The 19,064-nt window shown below is 61.5% G+C and carries 18 protein-coding genes and 1 tRNA gene; 13 read left to right on the plus strand and 6 right to left on the minus strand.

Features of this window, described 5'->3' with window-relative positions:
• Positions 1-23: 23 nt before the first annotated feature.
• Positions 24-1,466, minus strand: coding sequence for a M81 family metallopeptidase (locus tag ACU8HS_RS10125; protein ID WP_447015837.1), 1,443 nt, complete (start codon positions 1,464-1,466; stop codon positions 24-26).
• Between the two features lie 8 nt (positions 1,467-1,474).
• The gene (locus ACU8HS_RS10130) at positions 1,475-2,608 is read right to left on the minus strand and encodes an ROK family transcriptional regulator (RefSeq protein ID WP_112702665.1); all 1,134 of its coding nucleotides are present in this window, start codon (positions 2,606-2,608) and stop codon (positions 1,475-1,477) included.
• A 183-nt stretch (positions 2,609-2,791) separates the two neighbouring features.
• On the opposite strand from ACU8HS_RS10130, the gene ACU8HS_RS10135 reads away from it, so the two are divergent.
• From ACU8HS_RS10135 to ACU8HS_RS10145, 3 genes are read left to right on the plus strand one after another with little or no spacing between them, the layout of a single operon-like run.
• A complete protein-coding gene (locus ACU8HS_RS10135) occupies positions 2,792-4,297 on the plus strand; it encodes an ABC transporter substrate-binding protein (RefSeq protein ID WP_447015838.1) in 1,506 nt (501 codons plus the stop codon).
• Positions 4,298-4,356: 59 nt separating this feature from the next.
• Complete coding sequence (locus ACU8HS_RS10140) at positions 4,357-5,277, plus strand: ABC transporter permease (RefSeq protein WP_112702663.1); 921 nt, start codon at positions 4,357-4,359, stop codon at positions 5,275-5,277.
• On the plus strand, positions 5,277-6,146 hold the full coding sequence (locus ACU8HS_RS10145; RefSeq protein WP_447015839.1) for an ABC transporter permease: 870 nt from the start codon (positions 5,277-5,279) through the stop codon (positions 6,144-6,146). The genes ACU8HS_RS10140 and ACU8HS_RS10145 overlap by 1 nt, the downstream gene beginning before the upstream one ends.
• 67 nt (positions 6,147-6,213) lie before the next feature.
• Here ACU8HS_RS10145 and ACU8HS_RS10150 read toward each other — a convergent pair.
• Positions 6,214-6,288, minus strand: a tRNA-Gly gene (locus ACU8HS_RS10150).
• Between the two features lie 258 nt (positions 6,289-6,546).
• On the opposite strand from ACU8HS_RS10150, the gene ACU8HS_RS10155 reads away from it, so the two are divergent.
• The 4 genes from ACU8HS_RS10155 to ACU8HS_RS10170 all read left to right on the plus strand — a co-directional run bounded on the left by ACU8HS_RS10155 (position 6,547) and on the right by ACU8HS_RS10170 (position 9,056).
• A complete protein-coding gene (locus tag ACU8HS_RS10155) occupies positions 6,547-7,056 on the plus strand; it encodes a prolyl-tRNA synthetase associated domain-containing protein (protein ID WP_112702661.1) in 510 nt (169 codons plus the stop codon).
• Between the two features lie 57 nt (positions 7,057-7,113).
• The gene (gene trxA, locus ACU8HS_RS10160) at positions 7,114-8,085 is read left to right on the plus strand and encodes a thioredoxin (RefSeq protein WP_112564457.1); all 972 of its coding nucleotides are present in this window, start codon (positions 7,114-7,116) and stop codon (positions 8,083-8,085) included.
• 102 nt (positions 8,086-8,187) lie between these two features.
• Positions 8,188-8,859: an LON peptidase substrate-binding domain-containing protein gene (locus ACU8HS_RS10165; protein ID WP_112564459.1), complete on the plus strand. Its 672-nt coding sequence runs from the start codon at positions 8,188-8,190 to the stop codon at positions 8,857-8,859.
• An 8-nt stretch (positions 8,860-8,867) separates the two neighbouring features.
• Positions 8,868-9,056, plus strand: coding sequence for a Trm112 family protein (locus ACU8HS_RS10170; RefSeq protein ID WP_112545684.1), 189 nt, complete (start codon positions 8,868-8,870; stop codon positions 9,054-9,056).
• Positions 9,057-9,079: 23 nt separating this feature from the next.
• Here the strand turns inward: ACU8HS_RS10170 and ACU8HS_RS10175 are convergent, their stop codons facing one another.
• Entirely contained in the window at positions 9,080-10,294 is a 1,215-nt protein-coding gene (locus ACU8HS_RS10175; RefSeq protein WP_447015897.1) for a ubiquinone biosynthesis hydroxylase, read from the minus strand.
• A gap of 85 nt (positions 10,295-10,379) precedes the next feature.
• Here ACU8HS_RS10175 and tesB point away from each other — a divergent pair, with 85 nt between their 5' ends.
• The 6 genes from tesB to ACU8HS_RS10205 all read left to right on the plus strand — a co-directional run bounded on the left by tesB (position 10,380) and on the right by ACU8HS_RS10205 (position 17,910).
• A complete protein-coding gene (gene tesB / locus ACU8HS_RS10180; RefSeq protein ID WP_447015840.1) occupies positions 10,380-11,264 on the plus strand; it encodes an acyl-CoA thioesterase II in 885 nt (294 codons plus the stop codon).
• 223 nt (positions 11,265-11,487) lie between these two features.
• The gene (locus ACU8HS_RS10185) at positions 11,488-11,826 is read left to right on the plus strand and encodes a P-II family nitrogen regulator (RefSeq protein WP_085990525.1); all 339 of its coding nucleotides are present in this window, start codon (positions 11,488-11,490) and stop codon (positions 11,824-11,826) included.
• A gap of 28 nt (positions 11,827-11,854) precedes the next feature.
• On the plus strand, positions 11,855-13,288 hold the full coding sequence (locus ACU8HS_RS10190) for an ammonium transporter (RefSeq protein WP_112564461.1): 1,434 nt from the start codon (positions 11,855-11,857) through the stop codon (positions 13,286-13,288).
• Between the two features lie 235 nt (positions 13,289-13,523).
• Entirely contained in the window at positions 13,524-16,196 is a 2,673-nt protein-coding gene (locus ACU8HS_RS10195; RefSeq protein WP_447015841.1) for a DNA translocase FtsK 4TM domain-containing protein, read from the plus strand.
• Between the two features lie 136 nt (positions 16,197-16,332).
• Complete coding sequence (locus tag ACU8HS_RS10200) at positions 16,333-17,007, plus strand: outer membrane lipoprotein carrier protein LolA (protein WP_112756136.1); 675 nt, start codon at positions 16,333-16,335, stop codon at positions 17,005-17,007.
• A gap of 99 nt (positions 17,008-17,106) precedes the next feature.
• On the plus strand, positions 17,107-17,910 hold the full coding sequence (locus tag ACU8HS_RS10205; RefSeq protein ID WP_447015842.1) for an exodeoxyribonuclease III: 804 nt from the start codon (positions 17,107-17,109) through the stop codon (positions 17,908-17,910).
• Between the two features lie 5 nt (positions 17,911-17,915).
• Here the strand turns inward: ACU8HS_RS10205 and ACU8HS_RS10210 are convergent, their stop codons facing one another.
• Both ACU8HS_RS10210 and ACU8HS_RS10215 read right to left on the minus strand, forming a co-directional pair.
• Complete coding sequence (locus tag ACU8HS_RS10210; RefSeq protein ID WP_447015843.1) at positions 17,916-18,371, minus strand: cyclic nucleotide-binding domain-containing protein; 456 nt, start codon at positions 18,369-18,371, stop codon at positions 17,916-17,918.
• 1 nt (position 18,372) lies between these two features.
• Positions 18,373-19,056 (minus strand): response regulator transcription factor, encoded by a 684-nt coding sequence (locus ACU8HS_RS10215; protein ID WP_112564470.1) that lies wholly within the window; start codon positions 19,054-19,056, stop codon positions 18,373-18,375.
• Between the last annotated feature and the right edge of the window lie 8 nt (positions 19,057-19,064).

The following is a 19,064-nucleotide window of genomic DNA, read 5'->3' on the forward strand; positions in this document are numbered from 1 at the left end:
CGCGGTACCAAACGGCAATTGGTTCAGCGATTGAGCGAGCGCGCGGACAGGAAGGTTTGCGGCTCGAAGCCGAAATCCTTGTCGAAAGGATAGGTCGGGTGCTGTTTGCGCAGGCGCGGCAGGCGTTCGACGAATTGATCGACCACGCCGGCCGAAAGCGCCATGAGGTTCGGATTGGCAATCGGCGCCAGTTCCGGCGAAAGGTAGCCCGACTTGACGACGATGATCCTCGCCTTGTACGGATCGAGGCCGAGACGGGTGAAATCGGCAATATTGTGATAGGGGCGGCGCTTGGCGGAAAGCACCAGGTCGATACCGCCGATGGAGACGACCGCCTGCCGATCGGCCGCGTCGCCGGTCTCATGCAGGAATTTTACGGTGAAGCGGCCGGTTACCGGTTTGCTGCCCTTGGTGTCGAGCGAGGCGCCGACGGTCAGATCCAGCGTCGCGCCGACGCCCGCCGCATAGCAGGTCTCCGTTGCGGCCCTGTCGGCAATGCCCGCAAAGACGACGCCGGTTGCGCCCCTTGCAATCAGCTCGGCGAGCACGTCTGCGCGGTCGCCAACACCGCCGCCGGTCGGATTGTCGCCGGATTCGGCGAGCACGACGGGGCCGGTGGGGCTGGCGATCGCCCTGGCGACGCATTCCTCGATCGAACCGGTCTCGCAGCCGAAGACGAACTCTTCGCGCACATCCCAATAGGCCTTCGCCATGCGCTTTGCCTCGCGCTCCAGCACGGCGCGGTCGGTGCCGGTCATAATCGCGGCAGCGGTGGCGCGGGGCTCATCCGCCCAGACGTAGCCGACCATCAGCGAAGCATCCCAGACGCCATCCAGCGCATCGATGCCGGGCAGTTCGGCATAGAGGCTCTTTGCTGGCTCGTCGACGGTGCTCGTACGTTCCCCCGGCAGGACGACGGGGATCGGCGCCCAGAGCAGGGTCGGTTTCACACCGCTCTTCAGGCTCTTCACCAGCATGGAGACCGAGCGGCGCATCGTCTCTTCGACGTCGATATGCGGGGCGGTGCGATAGGTGGAATACATGTCGAGCGCATCGAGGATGCGCTGGGTGACATTGCCGTGCAGGTCGTAGCTTGCCGAAACCGTGCAATCGTCGCCGACGAGCGCGCGGGCAGCGCTGATCCAGTCGCCTTCCGCATCCTCCATGCCCTCGACATACATGGCGCCGTGCATGGCGAGATAGAGGCCGTCGAGCGGCAGAAGCGGCTTCAGGCGCTCGAGGAATTCAGCCTTGAAGGCCTCGTAAGTGTGGCGCGCGACCGGGCCGCCGGCAATGGCGCGGGCATGGATGGTCGGCAGGAACTCGGCGTCGTAATCCTTCAAGAACGCGAAATAGGGGGCTGCCAGCAGGCCATCGCCGCGCACCACCCGGAAATCCTTCTCCTCGTTCAGGACGGGATTGTACGTGCTGCATTCGATATGAATGCCCCCAACGGCGATGCGCATGGAAAACCTCAGCTTACATTAGGACCAATCAGAAAATTATGGGCGGCAATGCTGGCGGCACCGCGCGCCCAGACGTCGCTGTCGACGCGGCGGGTGCGGATCGGCGTCTGGCCGGCATAACGCGGAAGGACATTGGCTTCGATCGCCTGCTGCACGACGGTGCCGAACAGGCCGTCGAAGGAGCCCTCGACATGGGTGACGAGGATCATGCCGGGATCGTTCATCTGGATCAGGTGCGAGATCGCCAGGCCGAGCGCTGCGCCGGCCTTGTGGATGATGGCGATCGCCTCGGCAGTGCCGTGCGAGGCTTCCTCTTCGAGCTCCGACAGCGAGGTGCATTTCAGGCCGGCAGCCCTCGCCATCTCCTTGATCGCCTTCATGGAAGCGATCGTATCCAGGCAGCCGCGCTTGCCGCAGCGGCAGGGCGCGCCGCCCGGCTCGATCGTGGCATGGGCGATTTCGCCGGCGCCGCCATGGTTGCCGCGATAGAGCCGGCCGTCGATGAAGTGGGCACAGCCGATGCCGTCTCCGAGCGACACGACCGAAAAGTTCGGTGTATCACGGGCAATGCCGAAGAGTTTTTCGCTGACGGCCACGGCCTTGGCGTCGTTCTCGATGAACGTATCGACGCCGCTTGCCTGGCGAATGATTTCGGCAAGCGGCACATCCTGCCAGCCGAGCAGGGTGGACTGGACACAGGTCGCCTGTTTTTCGTCCACGAAGCCGGACAGCGCCACGCCGATGCCCGCCAGCTTGGAGCTCGCCTGCGGATGGGCTCTGAGAATTTCCGGCAGGCCGTAGGCGATGGCATTCGCGATGACCTTGGGATCTCTGGAATAGGGCAGCTGCTGGCGAGCAATGATATTGCCGTTCAGATCGCTGAGGATCATCGGCGCCGGCTCTTCCAGAAGCGAGATGCCGATGAAGAAGGCGCATTCCGGCTTCAGGTCGAGCAGGACGGAAGGCCGGCCCTGGCCGTACACGGTTTCCGTTTCGTGCAGAACGCCACGGTCGATCAACTCGCGGGCGATGCCACTCATTGCCGCCTTGCTGAGCCCGATCGCGGAGGCAAGATCGGTCCGGCTCAAGGGGCCGGACTCGCTTATGACCCGCAGAAGCTCACGCTGCGATGAGTTGAACATTAAAATCCCTGATCCTGCCGCTAGTGATTTCGCCTTGACAATAAGTTCACAAAATGAACCAATCAACCAAAATAAATTACAAAATTGATCAAAGCCGACCGAAGGGCCGGTTTCAAGAATCAGCAAGAGGGTGAACCAATGGAAATCATTCGCAAGAGATTTATTAGAACCCGCCAATTCGCTTTGCGTTGCGCTGTTGCCGGAGCGCTGTTTGCGCCGCTTTCGGCCTTCGCTTCCACGCTGACGATCATGCAGACCGAAGCGCCCCGTTCGATGGATCCGGGCGATCAGACCGCGACCTTCACGGCTGCTGTTCTGGATCCGATGTACGAGGGGCTTCTTGTCCGCGCCAAGGATCTGAGCCTGCAGCCGGCGCTCGCCACCGAATGGTCGAGCGACGATGCCGGCATCGTCTGGACCTTCAAGCTGCGCCAGGGGGTAAAATTCCATGACGGTACGCCCTTCGATGCGGATGCGGTGGTGAAGAACTTCGCCCGCCATCTCGATACCAAGCGCGGCCTTGCCGCCAGCGGTCGTCTGCGTACCTTCATCGACAGCGTCACCGCCGTCGATCCGTCGACCGTCCAGTTCAAACTCAAGAAGCCCTATCCGGCGTTCCTCGCGCTTTTGACCACCGGCGCCTGCTGGATGGTCAGCCCGACGGCGGATGCCGCCGGTACGATCGGCAGCAAGGCGGTCGGTACCGGTCCCTACAAACTGCAGGAATACAAGTCCGGCGAATATGTGCTGGAAACCAAGAATGCGGACTGGTGGGGTGGTGCGCCGAAGGGCGCAGACGAGATCAAGTGGACGTGGACGGCCGAGCCGTCGGTCATGAACATGGCGCTGCAGACGGGCGATGCCGATATCGTCAATCCGCTGCCGGCCGCTTTCGCCAAGCAGCTTGCAGCCAATCCGGACATGGTGGTCAACAAGTCGGACGGTTCGGCGGTCTTCTGGGTGTCGCTCAACACCAGGCTGAAGCCGCTCGACGACGTGCGCGTGCGCCAGGCGCTGAACTATGCGACCGACCGCGACGGTCTCGTCAAGGCGATCATGCAAGGCAACGCGACGCCGGCCAATTCGCCGCTCGCGCCTGTCACGCCCGGTTATGACAAGACGCTCGCGCCCTATACCTATGATATCGACAAGGCGAAGAAGCTGCTTGCCGATGCCGGTTATCCCGACGGTTTCGCAATGACGACGATCGTGCAGGAGCCGGAAGCGCGTATCGGCGAACTGCTGCAGGCCATGTGGGCGAAAGCCGGCGTGAAGCTCGACGTGCAGCGCATGGAAAGCGGCGTCTGGTCGAAGGCGGCCTTCGCCGATCCGGCCGGCAAGGCGGCCGCGAACACGGGTTCCGTCATTGCCTCCTGGTCTTCGGGCGTCAACGGTGCCGACCTGCAGTTCCGCCCGCTCTATTATTCGGCAAGCGCTTCGCCTGCCAGCGCCAATCTCGGCTTTTTCAACGATCCCAAGCTCGATGAACTGATCGACAAGGCGGCCTCGACGCTGGACGAGAAGGCGCGCAACGCGATCTATGTCGATGCCCAGAAGGAGGTCAACGAGCAGGCGCCGCATGTTCTCCTCTATACGACGCAGGATCTCTACGCTGCTCGCAAGAATGTGAAGGGTGCCTGGGTCATTCCGGGTGGCCAGGTCGTGGTCGAGGAAGCCACCAAGGACTGATGCGTAACCGGGTGGGCGGTGCTGTGCCGCACACCCGATTCACTGACGATGACGGTCCGATGAAAGCCTATATTCTCAAGAAGCTGCTCGCCTTGCCGCTGATCCTTGTCGGCGTGTCGCTGCTGATCTTCGTTGCCATCCGCGCGCTTCCCGGCGATCCGGCCCGCATGATGGCCGGTCCCGAGGCCACGCAGGAGGCGGTCGACAACATGCGCACCCGCCTCGGTCTCGACCGCAGTATTGCCGAACAATACGGCTCGTTCGCCTATGGCGCGGTCAGGGGCGATCTCGGCATGTCGATTAAGTCGAAACTGCCTGTTGTCGATGAGATTGCCGAGCGCATGCCCTTCACGCTCGGCCTTGCCGTCACCGCCTACCTGCTGGCGATTGCGATCGGTGTGCCGGCCGGCATGATCGGTGCGATCTACCGGCATGGCTGGCCGGACCAGGCCGTCATGCTTCTCGCGATTGCCGGCGCCTCCATCGCCAATTTCTGGCTGGCGCTGATGGCGATGAATACATTCTCGGTCAGTCTCGGCTGGCTGCCGCTTCTCGGCGCCACGTCCTGGAAAAGCTTCGTCCTGCCCTCGATCACGCTCGCAGTGCTGCCGATGGCCGTCATCGCGCGCATGACGCGCTCCAGCATGATCGAAGTGCTGGCGCAGGACTATATCCGCACGGCGCGTGCCAAGGGTGTCGCGCCCGGCTCGATCTATTGGAGCCACGCGCTGCGCAACGCCCTGATCCCGATCGTGACCATCGTCGGTCTGAACTTCGGCAGCCTGATCGGCGGTGCCGTCGTCACCGAATCCGTCTTCAACTGGCCGGGTATCGGTCGGCTGCTGGTCGATTCGGTGCGCTATCGTGACTATCCGGTCATTCAGGGTGTGACGCTTGTGGCCGTCACCGGCGTTGTCGTCATGAATTTCCTGGCGGAAATGGCGATCGCCGCGCTCAATCCGAAAATAAGGTTCGACTGATGGCGATGAGCGAAGCGGAAAAGGTTTCGACCGGCAGCGGGAGCCTGCGCCGCATCCTGCGCTGGCTCGCCTCGCACAGGGGCATCACCATCGGCGGCGGGCTCATCGGCATCATCGTGCTGATGGCAATCTTGGCGCCGCTCATCACCTCGGCCGATCCTTATTCGCAGGACCTGCTCTCGACGATGCTGGAACCCTCCTTCGAGCATCCGTTCGGTACCGACGACAACGGTCGCGATATTTTCGCCCGCGTGCTCTATGGCGCGCGCATCTCGCTGCTGGAGGTCGTTCTCAGCGTCGGGCTTGCCATAGTCGTCGGCGTGCCGCTCGGCATTGTTTCGGGTATGGCGGGGCGTTATGCCGATCAGGCGATCATGTGGTGCATGGATATCCTTTTCGCCTTTCCGGGTATCGTGCTCGCGATCCTGATCGTCAGCGTGCTCGGCACCAGCCTCGTCAACCTGCTGATCGCGATTGCGATCTTCTCGGTGCCCGTCTATGCGCGGCTCAGCCGCAACCTCACACTCGGCCTCAAGGCAATGGATTATGTGGAAGCGGCCATTTCGCTCGGCGTGTCGCGCCACCGAATCATGACACATTACATCCTGCGTAACGCGATCGGCCCGATCATCGTGCAGTCGACGCTGACGGCCGGTACCGTCATCCTGTCGGCCGCAAGCCTCTCCTTCCTGGGTCTCGGTGCGCAGCCGCCACTTCCGGAATGGGGCGCGATGATGAGCGACGGCCGCAACTATCTCGGCCTTAACATCTACATGTCGCTCTTTCCGGGACTGGCGATCATGCTGACCGTGCTCGGCTTCAACATCCTCGGCGATGGCCTGCGCGACCTGCTCGATCCGAGAAAATAAGAAACGAAGATGCAAAGGCGCGGCGCGCTGAACATTTTGTCGTGTCGGTTGGGAAATTTGGAGAAACTGGAGCGGGCGAAGGGATTCGAACCCTCGACCCCAACCTTGGCAAGGTTGTGCTCTACCCCTGAGCTACACCCGCTCAAATCCACATCGGTCCGGGGTAGTAAGTAGCGGGCCGTGGGCGCCACCTTGCGGCGACGGGCGCTATATCGCCCAAACGATTTTCAAATGCAACAGGGAAATGACGGAAAAACGAAGAAAAATTCCAGCAGTGGAAAACCACGTCCGGAAACGCCGCGAATGCAGGGCAAAGCGTCGGTCCTGAAGATTGCCAAGCTTGCGAGGCGGACGTAAGCAGGCAACCCGATCTGCCCTTCTCGCGCTTCATGGAACGACGATGACCGACAACAAGCCCAAGACCCGCCAGGATCTTCTTGCCTTTCTCGACGACCTCGGCATCGCCCACAGCACAAAGGACCACGCGCCCGTCTTCACGGTGGCCGAATCGGTTGCTCTCAGGGACGAGATTCCCGGCGGGCATACCAAGAACCTGTTCGTGAAGGATAAGAAGGACCGCTACTTCCTGCTGACGGTGGAGGAAAACGCCACGGTCGATCTCAAGCAGGTCCACACTATCATCGGTGCCTCCGGCCGTGTCTCCTTCGGCAAGCCCGAGAAACTGATGGAATATCTGGGCGTCATTCCAGGTGCTGTCACCGCACTCGGCGCGATCAACGATACCGGCAACAACGTCACCTTCGTGCTCGACGCGGATCTGATGCATGACGAGATTATCAATTGCCACCCGCTTTCCAACGATGCGACAACCTCGATCGGCAGGGCCGACCTGATACGATTCATGGAAGCGACGGGGCATAAGCCGCTTGTCTTGAAAGTGACGTCCTGACATACGATTTTAGCGCTATTCAGAGACGCCGGCAGATCGGCGCGGCGGGAGATACCTATGAGCGGCAGCGACAATCCTTACAACGGCTCCTTCGGCAATCAGATGTCGGCGACGGCAAGTTATGGCGTGGCACCCCAGCCGGTGGCCGCAGGCGGCCATATCAAGGACACGACGACGGCGAATTTCGCGAAGGACGTGCTGGAGGAATCGCGCAACCAGCCGGTGCTGGTCGATTTCTGGGCGCCCTGGTGCGGTCCCTGCAAGCAGCTGACGCCCGTTCTGGAAAAGGTCGTCAACGAGGGACAGGGCCGCGTCAAGCTGGTCAAGATGAACATTGACGATCACCCCTCGATCGCCGGCCAGCTTGGCATCCAGTCCATCCCCGCCGTCATCGCCTTCGTCAACGGCCGCCCGGCGGATGGTTTCATGGGTGCCGTGCCGGAAAGCCAGGTTCGTCAGTTCATCGATCGTCTCGCAGGCCCGGCCGGCGCCGACCAGGCTGGCGAGATCGAAGCCGTGCTGGCCGAGGCCGGCGAGTTGCTCGCTGCCGGCAATGTCAATGAAGCGGGCCAGCTTTATGGTGCGGTGATCCAGGCGGATCCGGAAAATGCCAAGGCGCTTGCCGGCATGGCCGAATGCCTGATCGCAGCCGACCAGCATGGAGAAGCCCGCCAGATGCTGAGCGAATTGCCGGAAGAGCTTGGCAAGGATGCCGGCATCCAGGCAGTCCTGACGAAGCTCGACCAGATCGAAGAAGCCCGCAAGCTCGGCGATCCCGTTGCGCTTGAACGCGAGCTGGCGCTGAACCCGGATCATCACGAAGCCCGGCTGAAACTCGCCAAGATCCTCAATGTCGAGGGCAGGCGCGAGGAGGCGGCCGAACACCTGCTTTTCATCATGCGCAAGGATCGCGCCTTCGATGACGACGGTGCGCGTCGCCAGCTCCTGCAGTTCTTCGAAGTCTGGGGTTTCAAGGATCCGGCGACGGTTTCGGCGCGCCGCAAGCTTTCCTCGATCCTGTTTTCCTGAGGTTTGCCGCATCCGCCCTTGCGTTTTTGCACAAGGGCACCACATTTCTCGTGAGGACGGGCGCCGCAGATGCGCCCGCCGAAGAGTGCGGGACCAGTCTTCATGCAAGTCGGCAATGCGAGATATCTTAAGCCCGGCGATTTACCGGATGAGATTGCAGTTTTTCCCCTGACGGGGGCGCTTCTCCTGCCTGCGGGGCAGTTGCCGCTCAATATCTTCGAGCCGCGTTATCTTGCGATGTTCGATGCGGCACTGACCGGAAACCGTCTGATCGGCATGGTGCAGCCGGCGCATGGCGAGCATGAAGACAAGACGCATGCCCCCGAGCTTGCGGCCGTCGGCTGCCTCGGCCGGATTACCTCCTATGCCGAAACCGGCGACGGGCGTTACATCGTCTCGCTGACGGGCGTATGCCGCTTCCGGCTGCTGGAGGAAAAATCTCATGGTCAACCGTTCCGCAGCTTTCGCATCGCGCCGTTCATATCGGATCTTTCTGCCGAGAACGAAGAGGATGCGGTCGATCGCAACGCGCTGCTGACGGCCTTCAAGGCCTATCTCGATGCCAACAAGCTCGAGGCGGATTGGGAAAGCGTTGAACGGGCCAGCAACCTTACCCTCGTCAATTCGCTTGCGATGATGTCGCCGTTCGGCCCGGCGGAAAAACAGGCGCTGCTCGAAGCGCCCGACCTCAAGACGCGGGCCGAAACCCTGATCGCCATCACCGAAATCGTGCTTGCCCGCGTTTTCGGCGATTCCGATACCGTTTTGCAGTAGAGGGCGCGATGGACGAAAAACTGAGCCGCGTCGATCCCAAACTTCTCGAGCTGCTCGTCTGCCCGCTCACCAAGGGGCGGCTTTCATATGATCGCGAGCACAATGAACTGGTCTCGGAAAAGGCACGGCTTGCCTATCCGATCAGGGATGGCATTCCGATCATGCTGGTTTCGGAAGCGCGCAGTCTCGAAGACTGATTTCTTCCTGCAGATGCTCTCTGTCAGATCGTCTGGCCCGAAAGCAGCCGCGGATTGTCTCTGGCTGTCGTTCCGGCTGCCTGGCCGATGAAGAAGGATTTCAGACCGGGCAGCCGGTCGACGATGCCGAGGCCGAAGTCGCGGGCAATGCGGATCGGCGCCGTGTCGTTGGAAAACAGCCGGTTCAGCATGTCTGTCGTGACGCCCATGCGGAACGTGTCGAAACGGCGCCAGCTCTGGTAGCGCTCCAGAATGTTGATGGCGCCGATATCGAGGCCAAGGCGATCGGCCTCCACGATGGTTTCGGCAAGCGCTGCCACATCCTTGAAACCGAGATTGAGGCCCTGGCCGGAGATCGGGTGGATGCCATGCGCTGCGTCGCCGGCGAGCGCAAAGCGCGGGGCGACGAAGGAGCGGGCAAGCGTGAGGCCGAGCGGGAAGGCGCGCTTGTCCCCGACGACCTTGAGAGCGCCGAGCTTGTGGCCGAAGCGGCGTTCCAGCTCCTCCTCGAAGACCAGATCGTCGGCGGCAACGAGGCGGTTGGCGTCGTTCGTCCGCTCGGTCCAGACCAGAGAGGAGCGGTTGTTGCGCAGCGGCAGGATGGCGAAGGGGCCGGATGGCAGGAAATGCTCTTCGGCGCAGCCATGGTGCGGGCGCTCGTGCTCGACCGTCGTGACGATGCCGGATTGGCCATAGTCCCAGGTCACCGTCTTGATGCCGGCGAAGTCACGCAGCGTCGAGCGTACGCCGTCGCAGGCGACCAGCAGGCGCGATTGCTGCGTACTGCCGTCCGAAAGGCTGACCTCGATGCTGGTGTCGCCGGTCTTCAGCCCCGTGGCGCTGAGGCCGTGGCGGATCTCGATGCCGAGCCGCTCGCACAGCCCGCGCAGCGCGCCGACCATGGCAACATTGGGGATCATGTGGGCAAACGGCCGGCCATCGGCCACTTCGCCATCGAAGGTCAGGAAGATCGGGCGGACAGGATCGGACATCCTGGAATCGGTCACGATCATCTTGTTGATCGGCTGAGCCTCCGGCTCGATTTCGTCCCATATGCCGAAGACTTCGAGCATCTTCGTTGCGGCCGCGATGATGGCGGAAGCGCGCATGTCTTTCTTCCAGACATGGTCGGGTGCTGCCTCGATGACGGCAATATCGAGATGAGGTGCTGCCTGCTTGACCGCCACGGCCACGGACAGGCCGACATAACCTCCGCCCACAACCAGCATGTCCAGCATCATCAGCTCCTGTTACTTCCTACGACCAGATGCGATCTATATAGATCATGACGTTATCACTTCCTACCGCCGGGAGCCGAACAAAATGACGGAACAGACGGGCAGACCGACCGCCATGGAAACATTGATCGCGACGCTCGATATCGAGCCGATCGAGGTCGATATCTTTCGCGGCCGCAGTCCGCAGGTCGGCTGGCAGCGCGTGTTCGGCGGGCAGGTGATCGCGCAGGCTCTGATGGCAGCACAGCGCACGGTGGACAGCGAGCGTTTCATTCACTCGCTGCATGCCTATTTCATGCGTCCCGGAGACCCTTCGGTGCCCATCGTCTACCAGGTCGAGCGTATCCGCGACGGATCGAGCTTCAACACGCGCCGGGCCGTCGCGATCCAGCACGGCAAGGCGATCTTTGCGCTTTCGGCCTCGTTCCAGCTGGAGGAGCCGGGTTTCGACCACCAGGTCCCCATGCCGTCGGTGCCGATGCCGGAATCACTGCTCGGCGAACAGCAGATCAAGGAACAATATCTTGCCCATGCGCCGGCGGCGGTACGCAAATATTGGGAGCGCGAAAGGCCGATCGAAATCCGGCCTGTTTCGCTCAAGCACTATTTTACCCGGGAGAAGCTCGAACCGCGGCAGGATGTCTGGGTGCGGGCCACCGGTCCGGTACCGGATAGCCGGCTCTATCAGGCCGCGGTGCTTGCCTATATCTCGGACATGACGCTGCTCGATGCATCGCTGCATGCGCACGGAACGTCCATTTTCGATCAGAGCCTGCAGGTTGCAAGCCTCGACCATGCCATGTGGTTCCATCGCCCCGACACGCTCGACGACTGGCTGCTCTATACGCAGGACAGTCCTTCGGCGTCGGGTGCCCGGGGATTGACCCGCGGCAGCCTTTTTACGCGATCGGGTGTCCTGATCGCGTCGGTCGCACAGGAGGGCCTGATTCGGAAAAAGGCAAATGAATAAATAATGTGCATATTTATAAATTTGCGCATTATTTATGCGCTTATTGGCCCATCATTTGCCTGTTTATTGGCGCCTTCTGTTATAGTCTTTAGATTTCAATAACTTATAGACTGTCACGAATCTGGCACGTCCTTTGAATGTCTATCGCCGGTCGCTGTTCATGAAACCGTCAGCGGCAAGGAGAGTCGGCTCCGCGCCGAGGATAACGAAGGATGGGATACAGATGAAAATTGTGATGGCCATTATCAAGCCGTTCAAGCTCGATGAGGTCCGCGAAGCCCTCACGGCGATCGGCATTCAGGGCCTGACTGTGACCGAAGTGAAGGGCTACGGTCGCCAGAAGGGACACACCGAAATCTATCGCGGCACTGAATATGCGGTCAGCTTCCTGCCGAAGCTCAAGATCGAAATCGCGGTCGCATCGGAGATCGTCGACAAGGCAGTCGAGGCCATCGCAGCATCTGCCAAGACCGGCCAGATCGGTGACGGCAAAATCTTCGTCTACTCGATCGACCATGCCGTGCGCATCCGTACGGGCGAAACCGATTCAGAAGCGCTGTAAAGAACGGCAGATCAAGGAGCTATTTCCAATGTCAATTTCGAAGTTTTCCTCCAACATCGCACGGGTAGGCGCCCTGTCGGCCGCTCTGCTGGCGCCGGTTGTCGCTTTCGCGCAGGAAGCCGCCCCGGCAGCCGCCGATGCTGCAGCCGCCGCTGCTCCGGCCATGACGATGGACAAGGGCGACAATACGTGGATGCTGGTCTCCACGGTTCTCGTTCTCTTGATGACCATCCCGGGCCTTGCTCTGTTCTACGGCGGTCTCGTCCGCGCCAAGAACATGCTCTCGGTTCTCATGCAGGTCTTCATGATCACCGCCGTCGTCATGATCATCTGGGTCACCTACGGCTATTCGCTCGCTTTCACGGATGGCGGCTCGCTCAACAGCTTCGTCGGCGGCTTCTCCAAGGCCTTCCTTGCCGGTGTGACGCCGTCCTCGCTGGCCGAAACCTTCTCGAAGGGTGTGGCCATTCCGGAACTCACCTTCATCTGCTTCCAGATGACCTTCGCCTGCATCACGCCGGCCCTGATCGTCGGCGCCTTCGCCGAGCGTATCAAGTTCTCGGCCGTCATGCTCTTCGTCATCCTGTGGGTCACGTTCGTCTACTTCCCGATGGCGCACATGGTCTGGTTCTGGGGCGGCCCGAGCGCTTACACTGCACCAACTGGTCTCATCTTCTCGTATGGCGCGATCGACTTCGCCGGCGGCACGGTCGTTCACATCAATGCCGGTATTGCCGGCCTGATCGGCGCCATCATGCTCGGCAAGCGCACGGGCTATAAGAAGGAAATCATGGCACCGCACTCCATGACGCTCACCATGGTCGGCGCATCGCTCCTGTGGGTCGGCTGGTTCGGCTTCAACGCCGGCTCCAACCTGGAAGCCAACGGTTATGCATCGCTCGCCATGATCAACACCTTCGTTGCAACGGCTGCCGCCGCTGTTTCCTGGTGCATCGTTGAAAGCTTCGCTCGCGGCAAGGCCTCCATGCTCGGTGCTGCCTCGGGTGCCGTTGCCGGCCTCGTTGCCGTGACGCCGGCTGCTGGTTTCGCCGGTCCGATGGGTGCTGTCGTTCTCGGCCTCATCGTTTCGCCGATCTGCTACTTCTTCGTCGATGTCGTGAAGAACAAGTTCAACTATGACGACTCGCTCGATGTGTTCGGCGTCCATTGCGTCGGCGGCATCGTTGGCGCGATCGGCACCGGCATTCTCGTCAATCCGGCCCTCGGCGGCGCCGGTATCGTCGATTATTCGACGCCGGACTTTGCGGCCTCCTATGCGGGCACGGCAACCCAGGTCTGGGCACAGCTCAAGGGCGTTCTGACCACGATCGTCTGGTCGGGCATCGGTTCTGCGATCCTCTACAAGATCGTCGATGTCATTATCGGCCTGCGCGTTCCGGTCGAAGCCGAGCGCGAAGGTCTCGACCTCGCAACGCACGGCGAAGCCGCCTACCACGCGTAGTCACAGGGTTTGCGGCGCCCGGCACAAGGGCGCCGCCGAACGGCCCGTCGCGGCCTATCTAACCATAAGCCGCTCTTGGCCCGGACCTTCCAAGGTTCGGGCCTTTTTCTTTTAGTCATCCGGCATATGCATGGTTAACATCGCTTTAACCCTAGTTTGATTAGGTGGAGCGGACGCATTTGGCGCGGCGAACATTGGCGATTCGCGTGCCCACAGGCATTGGACGGGTTAGAACATGGCAAGAAGCACGTCGGCGGCAATGGATGGCCGCCCTGACCGGTTCTCCTTCTCGGCATTCATGCTGCGGCAGATCCAGGCTCTCGCAGGCTTTGCGGTCTTCGTGGTGCTGGCGCTTGCAGTTGCGGCGCTGGCGACGTGGAACGTGACCGACCCCAGCTATTCCTATGCCACCGGCAATCTGCCGACCAATGTGCTCGGCTATAGCGGCGCTGCCTTTGCCGATATCGCCATGCAGTTCCTGGGGCTTGCCAGCGTCGTGTCGATGCTGCCGATCGTTGCCTGGGCACTGGCACTGATTTCCGGCCGCCGCCTCAGCCGCATTCCGGCGCGTGCCGGCGCCTGGCTTGCCGGCACGGTGCTTTCCTCCGCCGTCATCGGCTGTTTTCCGCCGCCGCTCACTTGGCCGATCCCGAACGGTATCGGCGGGGTCATCGGCGACATGATCCTGCGTTTTCCCGCCCTCTTCGTCGGTGCCTATCCGACCGGTGTCTTTGCCACTGCCGTCGGCTGCGTCTTCGCCGTTCCGACCGCGTGGATGATGCTTTTTGCTGCCGGCATCGTCGGCCGCAGCGAGCTCGACGAGGAGGAGGAAGAAGAAGAAGAGGATTATGTCGATACCCGCAGCAAAGTGCGTGTCGTCGGCGATGAGGACGAGGACGACGATGGCTCCCGCTGGATGGCCTTCAGCGGGGCCATGACGCATGCCTGGTATATGAACCAGGCGCGTCTGCGCCGACTTTTCGGCATGGGGCCACGCAAACGCCGCCAGAGCGACTTCGAATCGCCCTATGATTTCAACGACGACGAATTCGGCACCTTGAACGAGCCGGTGCGTGCCAAACCTGCAGCGCGCGGCGAGCGCATGGATCCTTCCATGGAGCCGCGCGCCGTTTCGAGCCGCCGCGTGGTTTCGACGCCTTCCATTTCGCTCAACGACGATGAGGACGACGATCCGCCGTTCGATACCGACATGCCGCCGCGCCCGGCCGATATCCTGCCCGATGACGATGAGGACGACTGGATGATTCGCGCGCCGGCCAAACCGGCCGGCAAACCCGAGCCGCGCGTCATCCCCGCATCCGCCCGTCCAAAACCCGGCGCCCGCGTCGAACGCGAGGCGCAAGGTTCGTTCATCCGGCCGGAAGGCTTCCAGCTTCCCTCCATGCACCTGCTTGCCGAGCCGAAGAACGTGGTGCGCGATTCCACGCTTTCTGCCGACGCGCTGGAACAGAATGCCCGCATGCTGGAAGGCGTGCTGGAGGATTTCGGCGTCAAGGGCGAGATCATCCATGTCCGCCCCGGTCCGGTCGTGACACTTTACGAACTGGAACCGGCACCCGGTATCAAGTCCTCCCGCGTCATCGGTCTTGCCGACGACATTGCCCGTTCGATGAGCGCAATTGCCGCCCGTGTCGCCGTTGTGCCGGGTCGTAACGCGATCGGGATCGAATTGCCGAACCAGACGCGCGAAACCGTCTATCTGCGCGAGCTCATCGCGTCGCGTGATTTTGAAAGCTCCAAGGCGAAGCTTGCCATGGCGCTCGGCAAGACGATCGGCGGCGAGGCCGTGATCGCCGACCTCGCCAAGATGCCGCATCTGCTCGTGGCCGGTACCACGGGCTCGGGCAAGTCGGTTGCCATCAACACCATGATCCTGTCGCTGCTCTACCGCATGACGCCGGAACAGTGCCGCCTCATCATGATCGACCCGAAGATGCTGGAACTTTCCGTCTATGACGGCATCCCGCATCTGCTCTCGCCCGTCGTAACGGATCCGAAGAAGGCTGTCGTCGCGCTCAAATGGACCGTCCGCGAGATGGAAGAGCGCTACAAGAAGATGTCGAAGATCGGCGTGCGCAATATCGACGGCTTCAATACGCGCGTCGAGCAGGCGCTTGCCAAGGGCGATACGATCTCGCGCACGGTGCAGACCGGCTTCGACCGGCAGACCGGCGAGGCAGTCTACGAGACCGAGGAATTCGACCTGCAGCCGATGCCCTATATCGTGGTCATCATCGACGAAATGGCCGACCTGATGATGGTCGCCGGCAAGGATATCGAAGGTGCCGTCCAGCGCCTCGCGCAGATGGCGCGTGCGGCCGGCATTCATGTCATCATGGCAACGCAGCGCCCCTCGGTCGACGTTATCACCGGCACGATCAAGGCGAACTTCCCGACCCGCATCTCCTTCCAGGTGACGTCCAAGATCGACAGCCGCACGATCCTCGGCGAGCAGGGCGCAGAACAACTGCTCGGCATGGGCGACATGCTCTACATGGCCGGTGGCGGCCGGATCCAGCGCGTCCACGGTCCTTTCGTCTCCGACGTCGAAGTCGAGGAGATCGTCTCCTATCTGAAGACACAGGGCTCGCCGCAATATCTCGATGCCATCACGGCCGACGATGACGAGGATGGCGACTATGGCGGCGGTCCGGCCGGCACGGCAAATCTCTCCGATTCGGAAGACCCCTATGACCAGGCCGTCGCCATCGTCCTGCGTGACGGCAAGGCGTCCACATCCTATGTTCAGCGCAGGCTCGGTATCGGTTATAACAGAGCAGCATCGCTGATCGAACGCATGGAACAGGAGGGCATTATCGGCCCGGCCAACCATGCCGGAAAACGCGAGATTCTCGTGCCGACGGATGGGGATATCCTCGACCGCTGAGGAAAGAAATTTTTGATGGCTCGGCCCATCCGGTGGAAACCTCGGGGCATGTAATCCGTTACCTTTCACCGGGCGATCGCGGCGCCTTGAAGACGCCGCCTTTCGGCGGCATGCAGACCGCATACAGGAGGTTCATATGACCAACTCCGCATCCATCTTTTCCGGCCTGCCGGTATCCCGCCGCGATGTTCTCGGCGTATTCGCCGCCGCGGCCGTTGCAAGTGCCGTCCCGTTCCCCGTTTTCGCCCAGGCGGCAGCACCGGTCGCCAACAGCGCTACGGCGCAGGCCATCGCCGATCATTTCTCCGGCGTTGCCACCATGCAGGGCGAGTTCGTGCAATTCGGCCCGCGCGGGGAACAGACCGGCGGCAAGTTCTTTATCGAGCGTCCCGGCAAGCTGCGTTTCAACTATGATGATCCGTCGCCAATGCGCGTCATCGCCGATGGCAGGAATGTCGCGATCGGCAACGTGAAGTTGAAGACATGGGATCTTTATCCGCTCTCCAAGACGCCGCTCAGCTTGTTGCTGGCGCAGCGTATCGACCTTTCCGCCGGCATGGTGAAGGGCGTGAAGGAAGAATCCGATCTGACGACGATCTCGCTCGGCAACAATACGGTATTCGGCAATTCGACCATCACGATGATGTTCGATCCGAAGACCTACGATCTGCGCCAGTGGACGATCACGGACAACCAGGGCAAGGATACGTCCGTCATGATCTTCAACGTGAAGACCGGCGTTGCCTTCGACGATCGCGTCTTCCGCGTGCCCTACGAGGATATCAAGGGCACATCGGCGAACCGGGATTGATGCTTTTCGGTTGATCGCCGGCCGCTTTTGCCTGCGGCCGGTTTTCTCGCCGATCTCTTTGCTCTAAAGCCTTTTCGGACGGATCTGAAAGGGCCTGGCATGAGCTTTTCCATTACCACCTGGAACATCAATTCGGTGCGGCTGCGCATGCCGATCGTCGAGCAGCTGGTGCGCAAGCACCGGCCCGATATCCTCTGCCTGCAGGAAACCAAGGTTCCGAACGATCTCTTCCCGCTGGCGCCGCTGCGCGCCATGGGCTACGAGCATATCATCGTCCACGGCCAGAAGGGCTACCACGGCGTTGCCATCGCCTCCCGCGTGCCGCTGACGGAAGACCATCGGCAGGATTACTGCAATGTCGGCGATGCGCGCCATATTTCCGCGATCTTCGAACGCGGCAACCGGCGCATCCGCCTGCACAATTTCTACGTCCCTGCAGGCGGCGACGAGCCTGATCGCACGATCAATCCAAAATTCGGCCACAAGCTCGATTTCATCGAGGAAATGAAGAATCTCAAGGCCAGCGCCGAGCCGAACACCTCAGCCATTCTCGTCGGCGACCTCAATATCGCGCCGCTGGAACATGATGTCTGGTCGCACAAGCAGCTTCTGAAGATCGTCAGCCATACGCCCGTCGAAACCGACGGGCTCATCGAGGTCATGAAGCGCGGCGGCTGGCACGATCTCATGCGCCAGCATGTGCCTGCCAATGAGAAGCTCTATACGTGGTGGAGCTACCGTGCGAAGGATTGGGAGGCTGCCGACAAGGGCCGGCGCCTCGACCATATCTGGTCCTCGCCCGACCTCGGCCCGCATCTGCAGCGTATCGATGTGCTGAAGGAAGCGCGCGGCTGGGAGCGGCCGTCCGACCATGTGCCGGTGACGGTACATCTCAACATCTGAACGCGTCAGCTGAAGCGGTGAAACTGGCTTGCGGCCTGTGCCGCAAGATCGGCAATGCTGTCGCGGATGCGGTTTTCCATGATCCGCGCCGCCGACGGATATTCCTCGATCAGGCGATGGAACAGCGCCCGCGTAATGCGGATGATGCCGGTATCCTCGCGCGCGATCGCCGTGAACTTGCGCTCCACCAGCGTGATAAGGGCGAGTTCCGAAATCAATGCTCCGGGGCCGGCGATGGCTTCGGTCCGCCCTATGCCGTCGGGACCGGTCACGCTGAGTTCGAGACTGCCGCTGGTGATCACATAGGCGCTTTCTGCGGGTGAACCCTGACGAAACAGCATCTGGCCGGCCGCAATCACGCGACGATCGGCGCCGAAGGCAATCAGGCGCAGCTGGTCGTCGTTCATGTGCTTGAAGAGCGGAAGCTGCGACAGCAGATGGATATCGTCGGAAAGAGACATGCTACGGGATGATTTTGTAGCCGCCGTTTTCCGTCACGAGGATCTCGGCGTTGGACGGATCCCGCTCGATCTTCTGGCGCAGGCGGTAAACGTGGGTTTCCAGCGTGTGGGTGGTGACGCCGGAATTGTAGCCCCAGACTTCTTCCAGCAGCACGTCGCGGGTCACGACCTTCTGTTCGGCGCGGTAGAGGTAACGGATGATTGCCGCTTCCTTTTCCGTCAGACGGATCTTCTGGCCGTTGTCGGTCGTGAGCAGCTTCTGGCTCGGCTTGAAGAGATAGGGGCCGACGGTGAAGGTGGCGTCCTCGCTCTGTTCGTGCTGGCGCAGCTGCACGCGGATGCGGGCAAGCAGCACCGCGAAGCGGAATGGCTTGGTGACATAGTCGTTGGCACCGGCCTCAAGGCCAAGGATCGTGTCGGAGTCCGTGTCGTGGCCGGTCAGCATGATGATCGGCGCCTTGAAACCGCCCTTGCGCAGCAGCTTCACGGCTTCGCGGCCATCCATGTCGGGCAGGCCGACGTCCATGATCAAGAGATCGACCGGGTTGGAGCGGGCGGCTTGCACGCCTTTGCCGGCGGTCGCTTCCTGCAGGACCGTGAATTCCTCATACAACGACAGTTGCTCCGTCAGCGTCTGGCGAAGGTCGTCGTCGTCATCCACCAGAAGAATGGTGCGTGCGGTCATGCGGGTGC

The organism is Rhizobium sp. KDH_Rht_773_N (assembly GCF_052946295.1).

What these genes read in the sequence shown, in the direction of transcription:
- ACU8HS_RS10125 (WP_447015837.1), bottom strand. Translation starts at nt 1,466, where the DNA reads ATGCGCATCGCCGTTGGGGGCATTCATATCGAATGCAGCACGTACAAT.
- ACU8HS_RS10130 (WP_112702665.1), bottom strand. Translation starts at nt 2,608, where the DNA reads ATGTTCAACTCATCGCAGCGTGAGCTTCTGCGGGTCATAAGCGAGTCC.
- ACU8HS_RS10140 (WP_112702663.1), top strand. Translation starts at nt 4,357, where the DNA reads ATGAAAGCCTATATTCTCAAGAAGCTGCTCGCCTTGCCGCTGATCCTT.
- ACU8HS_RS10145 (WP_447015839.1), top strand. Translation starts at nt 5,277, where the DNA reads ATGGCGATGAGCGAAGCGGAAAAGGTTTCGACCGGCAGCGGGAGCCTG.
- ACU8HS_RS10155 (WP_112702661.1), top strand. Translation starts at nt 6,547, where the DNA reads ATGACCGACAACAAGCCCAAGACCCGCCAGGATCTTCTTGCCTTTCTC.
- trxA (WP_112564457.1), top strand. Translation starts at nt 7,114, where the DNA reads ATGAGCGGCAGCGACAATCCTTACAACGGCTCCTTCGGCAATCAGATG.
- ACU8HS_RS10165 (WP_112564459.1), top strand. Translation starts at nt 8,188, where the DNA reads ATGCAAGTCGGCAATGCGAGATATCTTAAGCCCGGCGATTTACCGGAT.
- ACU8HS_RS10170 (WP_112545684.1), top strand. Translation starts at nt 8,868, where the DNA reads ATGGACGAAAAACTGAGCCGCGTCGATCCCAAACTTCTCGAGCTGCTC.
- ACU8HS_RS10175 (WP_447015897.1), bottom strand. Translation starts at nt 10,294, where the DNA reads ATGCTGGACATGCTGGTTGTGGGCGGAGGTTATGTCGGCCTGTCCGTG.
- tesB (WP_447015840.1), top strand. Translation starts at nt 10,380, where the DNA reads ATGACGGAACAGACGGGCAGACCGACCGCCATGGAAACATTGATCGCG.
- ACU8HS_RS10185 (WP_085990525.1), top strand. Translation starts at nt 11,488, where the DNA reads ATGAAAATTGTGATGGCCATTATCAAGCCGTTCAAGCTCGATGAGGTC.
- ACU8HS_RS10190 (WP_112564461.1), top strand. Translation starts at nt 11,855, where the DNA reads ATGTCAATTTCGAAGTTTTCCTCCAACATCGCACGGGTAGGCGCCCTG.
- ACU8HS_RS10195 (WP_447015841.1), top strand. Translation starts at nt 13,524, where the DNA reads ATGGCAAGAAGCACGTCGGCGGCAATGGATGGCCGCCCTGACCGGTTC.
- ACU8HS_RS10200 (WP_112756136.1), top strand. Translation starts at nt 16,333, where the DNA reads ATGACCAACTCCGCATCCATCTTTTCCGGCCTGCCGGTATCCCGCCGC.
- ACU8HS_RS10205 (WP_447015842.1), top strand. Translation starts at nt 17,107, where the DNA reads ATGAGCTTTTCCATTACCACCTGGAACATCAATTCGGTGCGGCTGCGC.
- ACU8HS_RS10210 (WP_447015843.1), bottom strand. Translation starts at nt 18,371, where the DNA reads ATGTCTCTTTCCGACGATATCCATCTGCTGTCGCAGCTTCCGCTCTTC.
- ACU8HS_RS10215 (WP_112564470.1), bottom strand. Translation starts at nt 19,056, where the DNA reads ATGACCGCACGCACCATTCTTCTGGTGGATGACGACGACGACCTTCGC.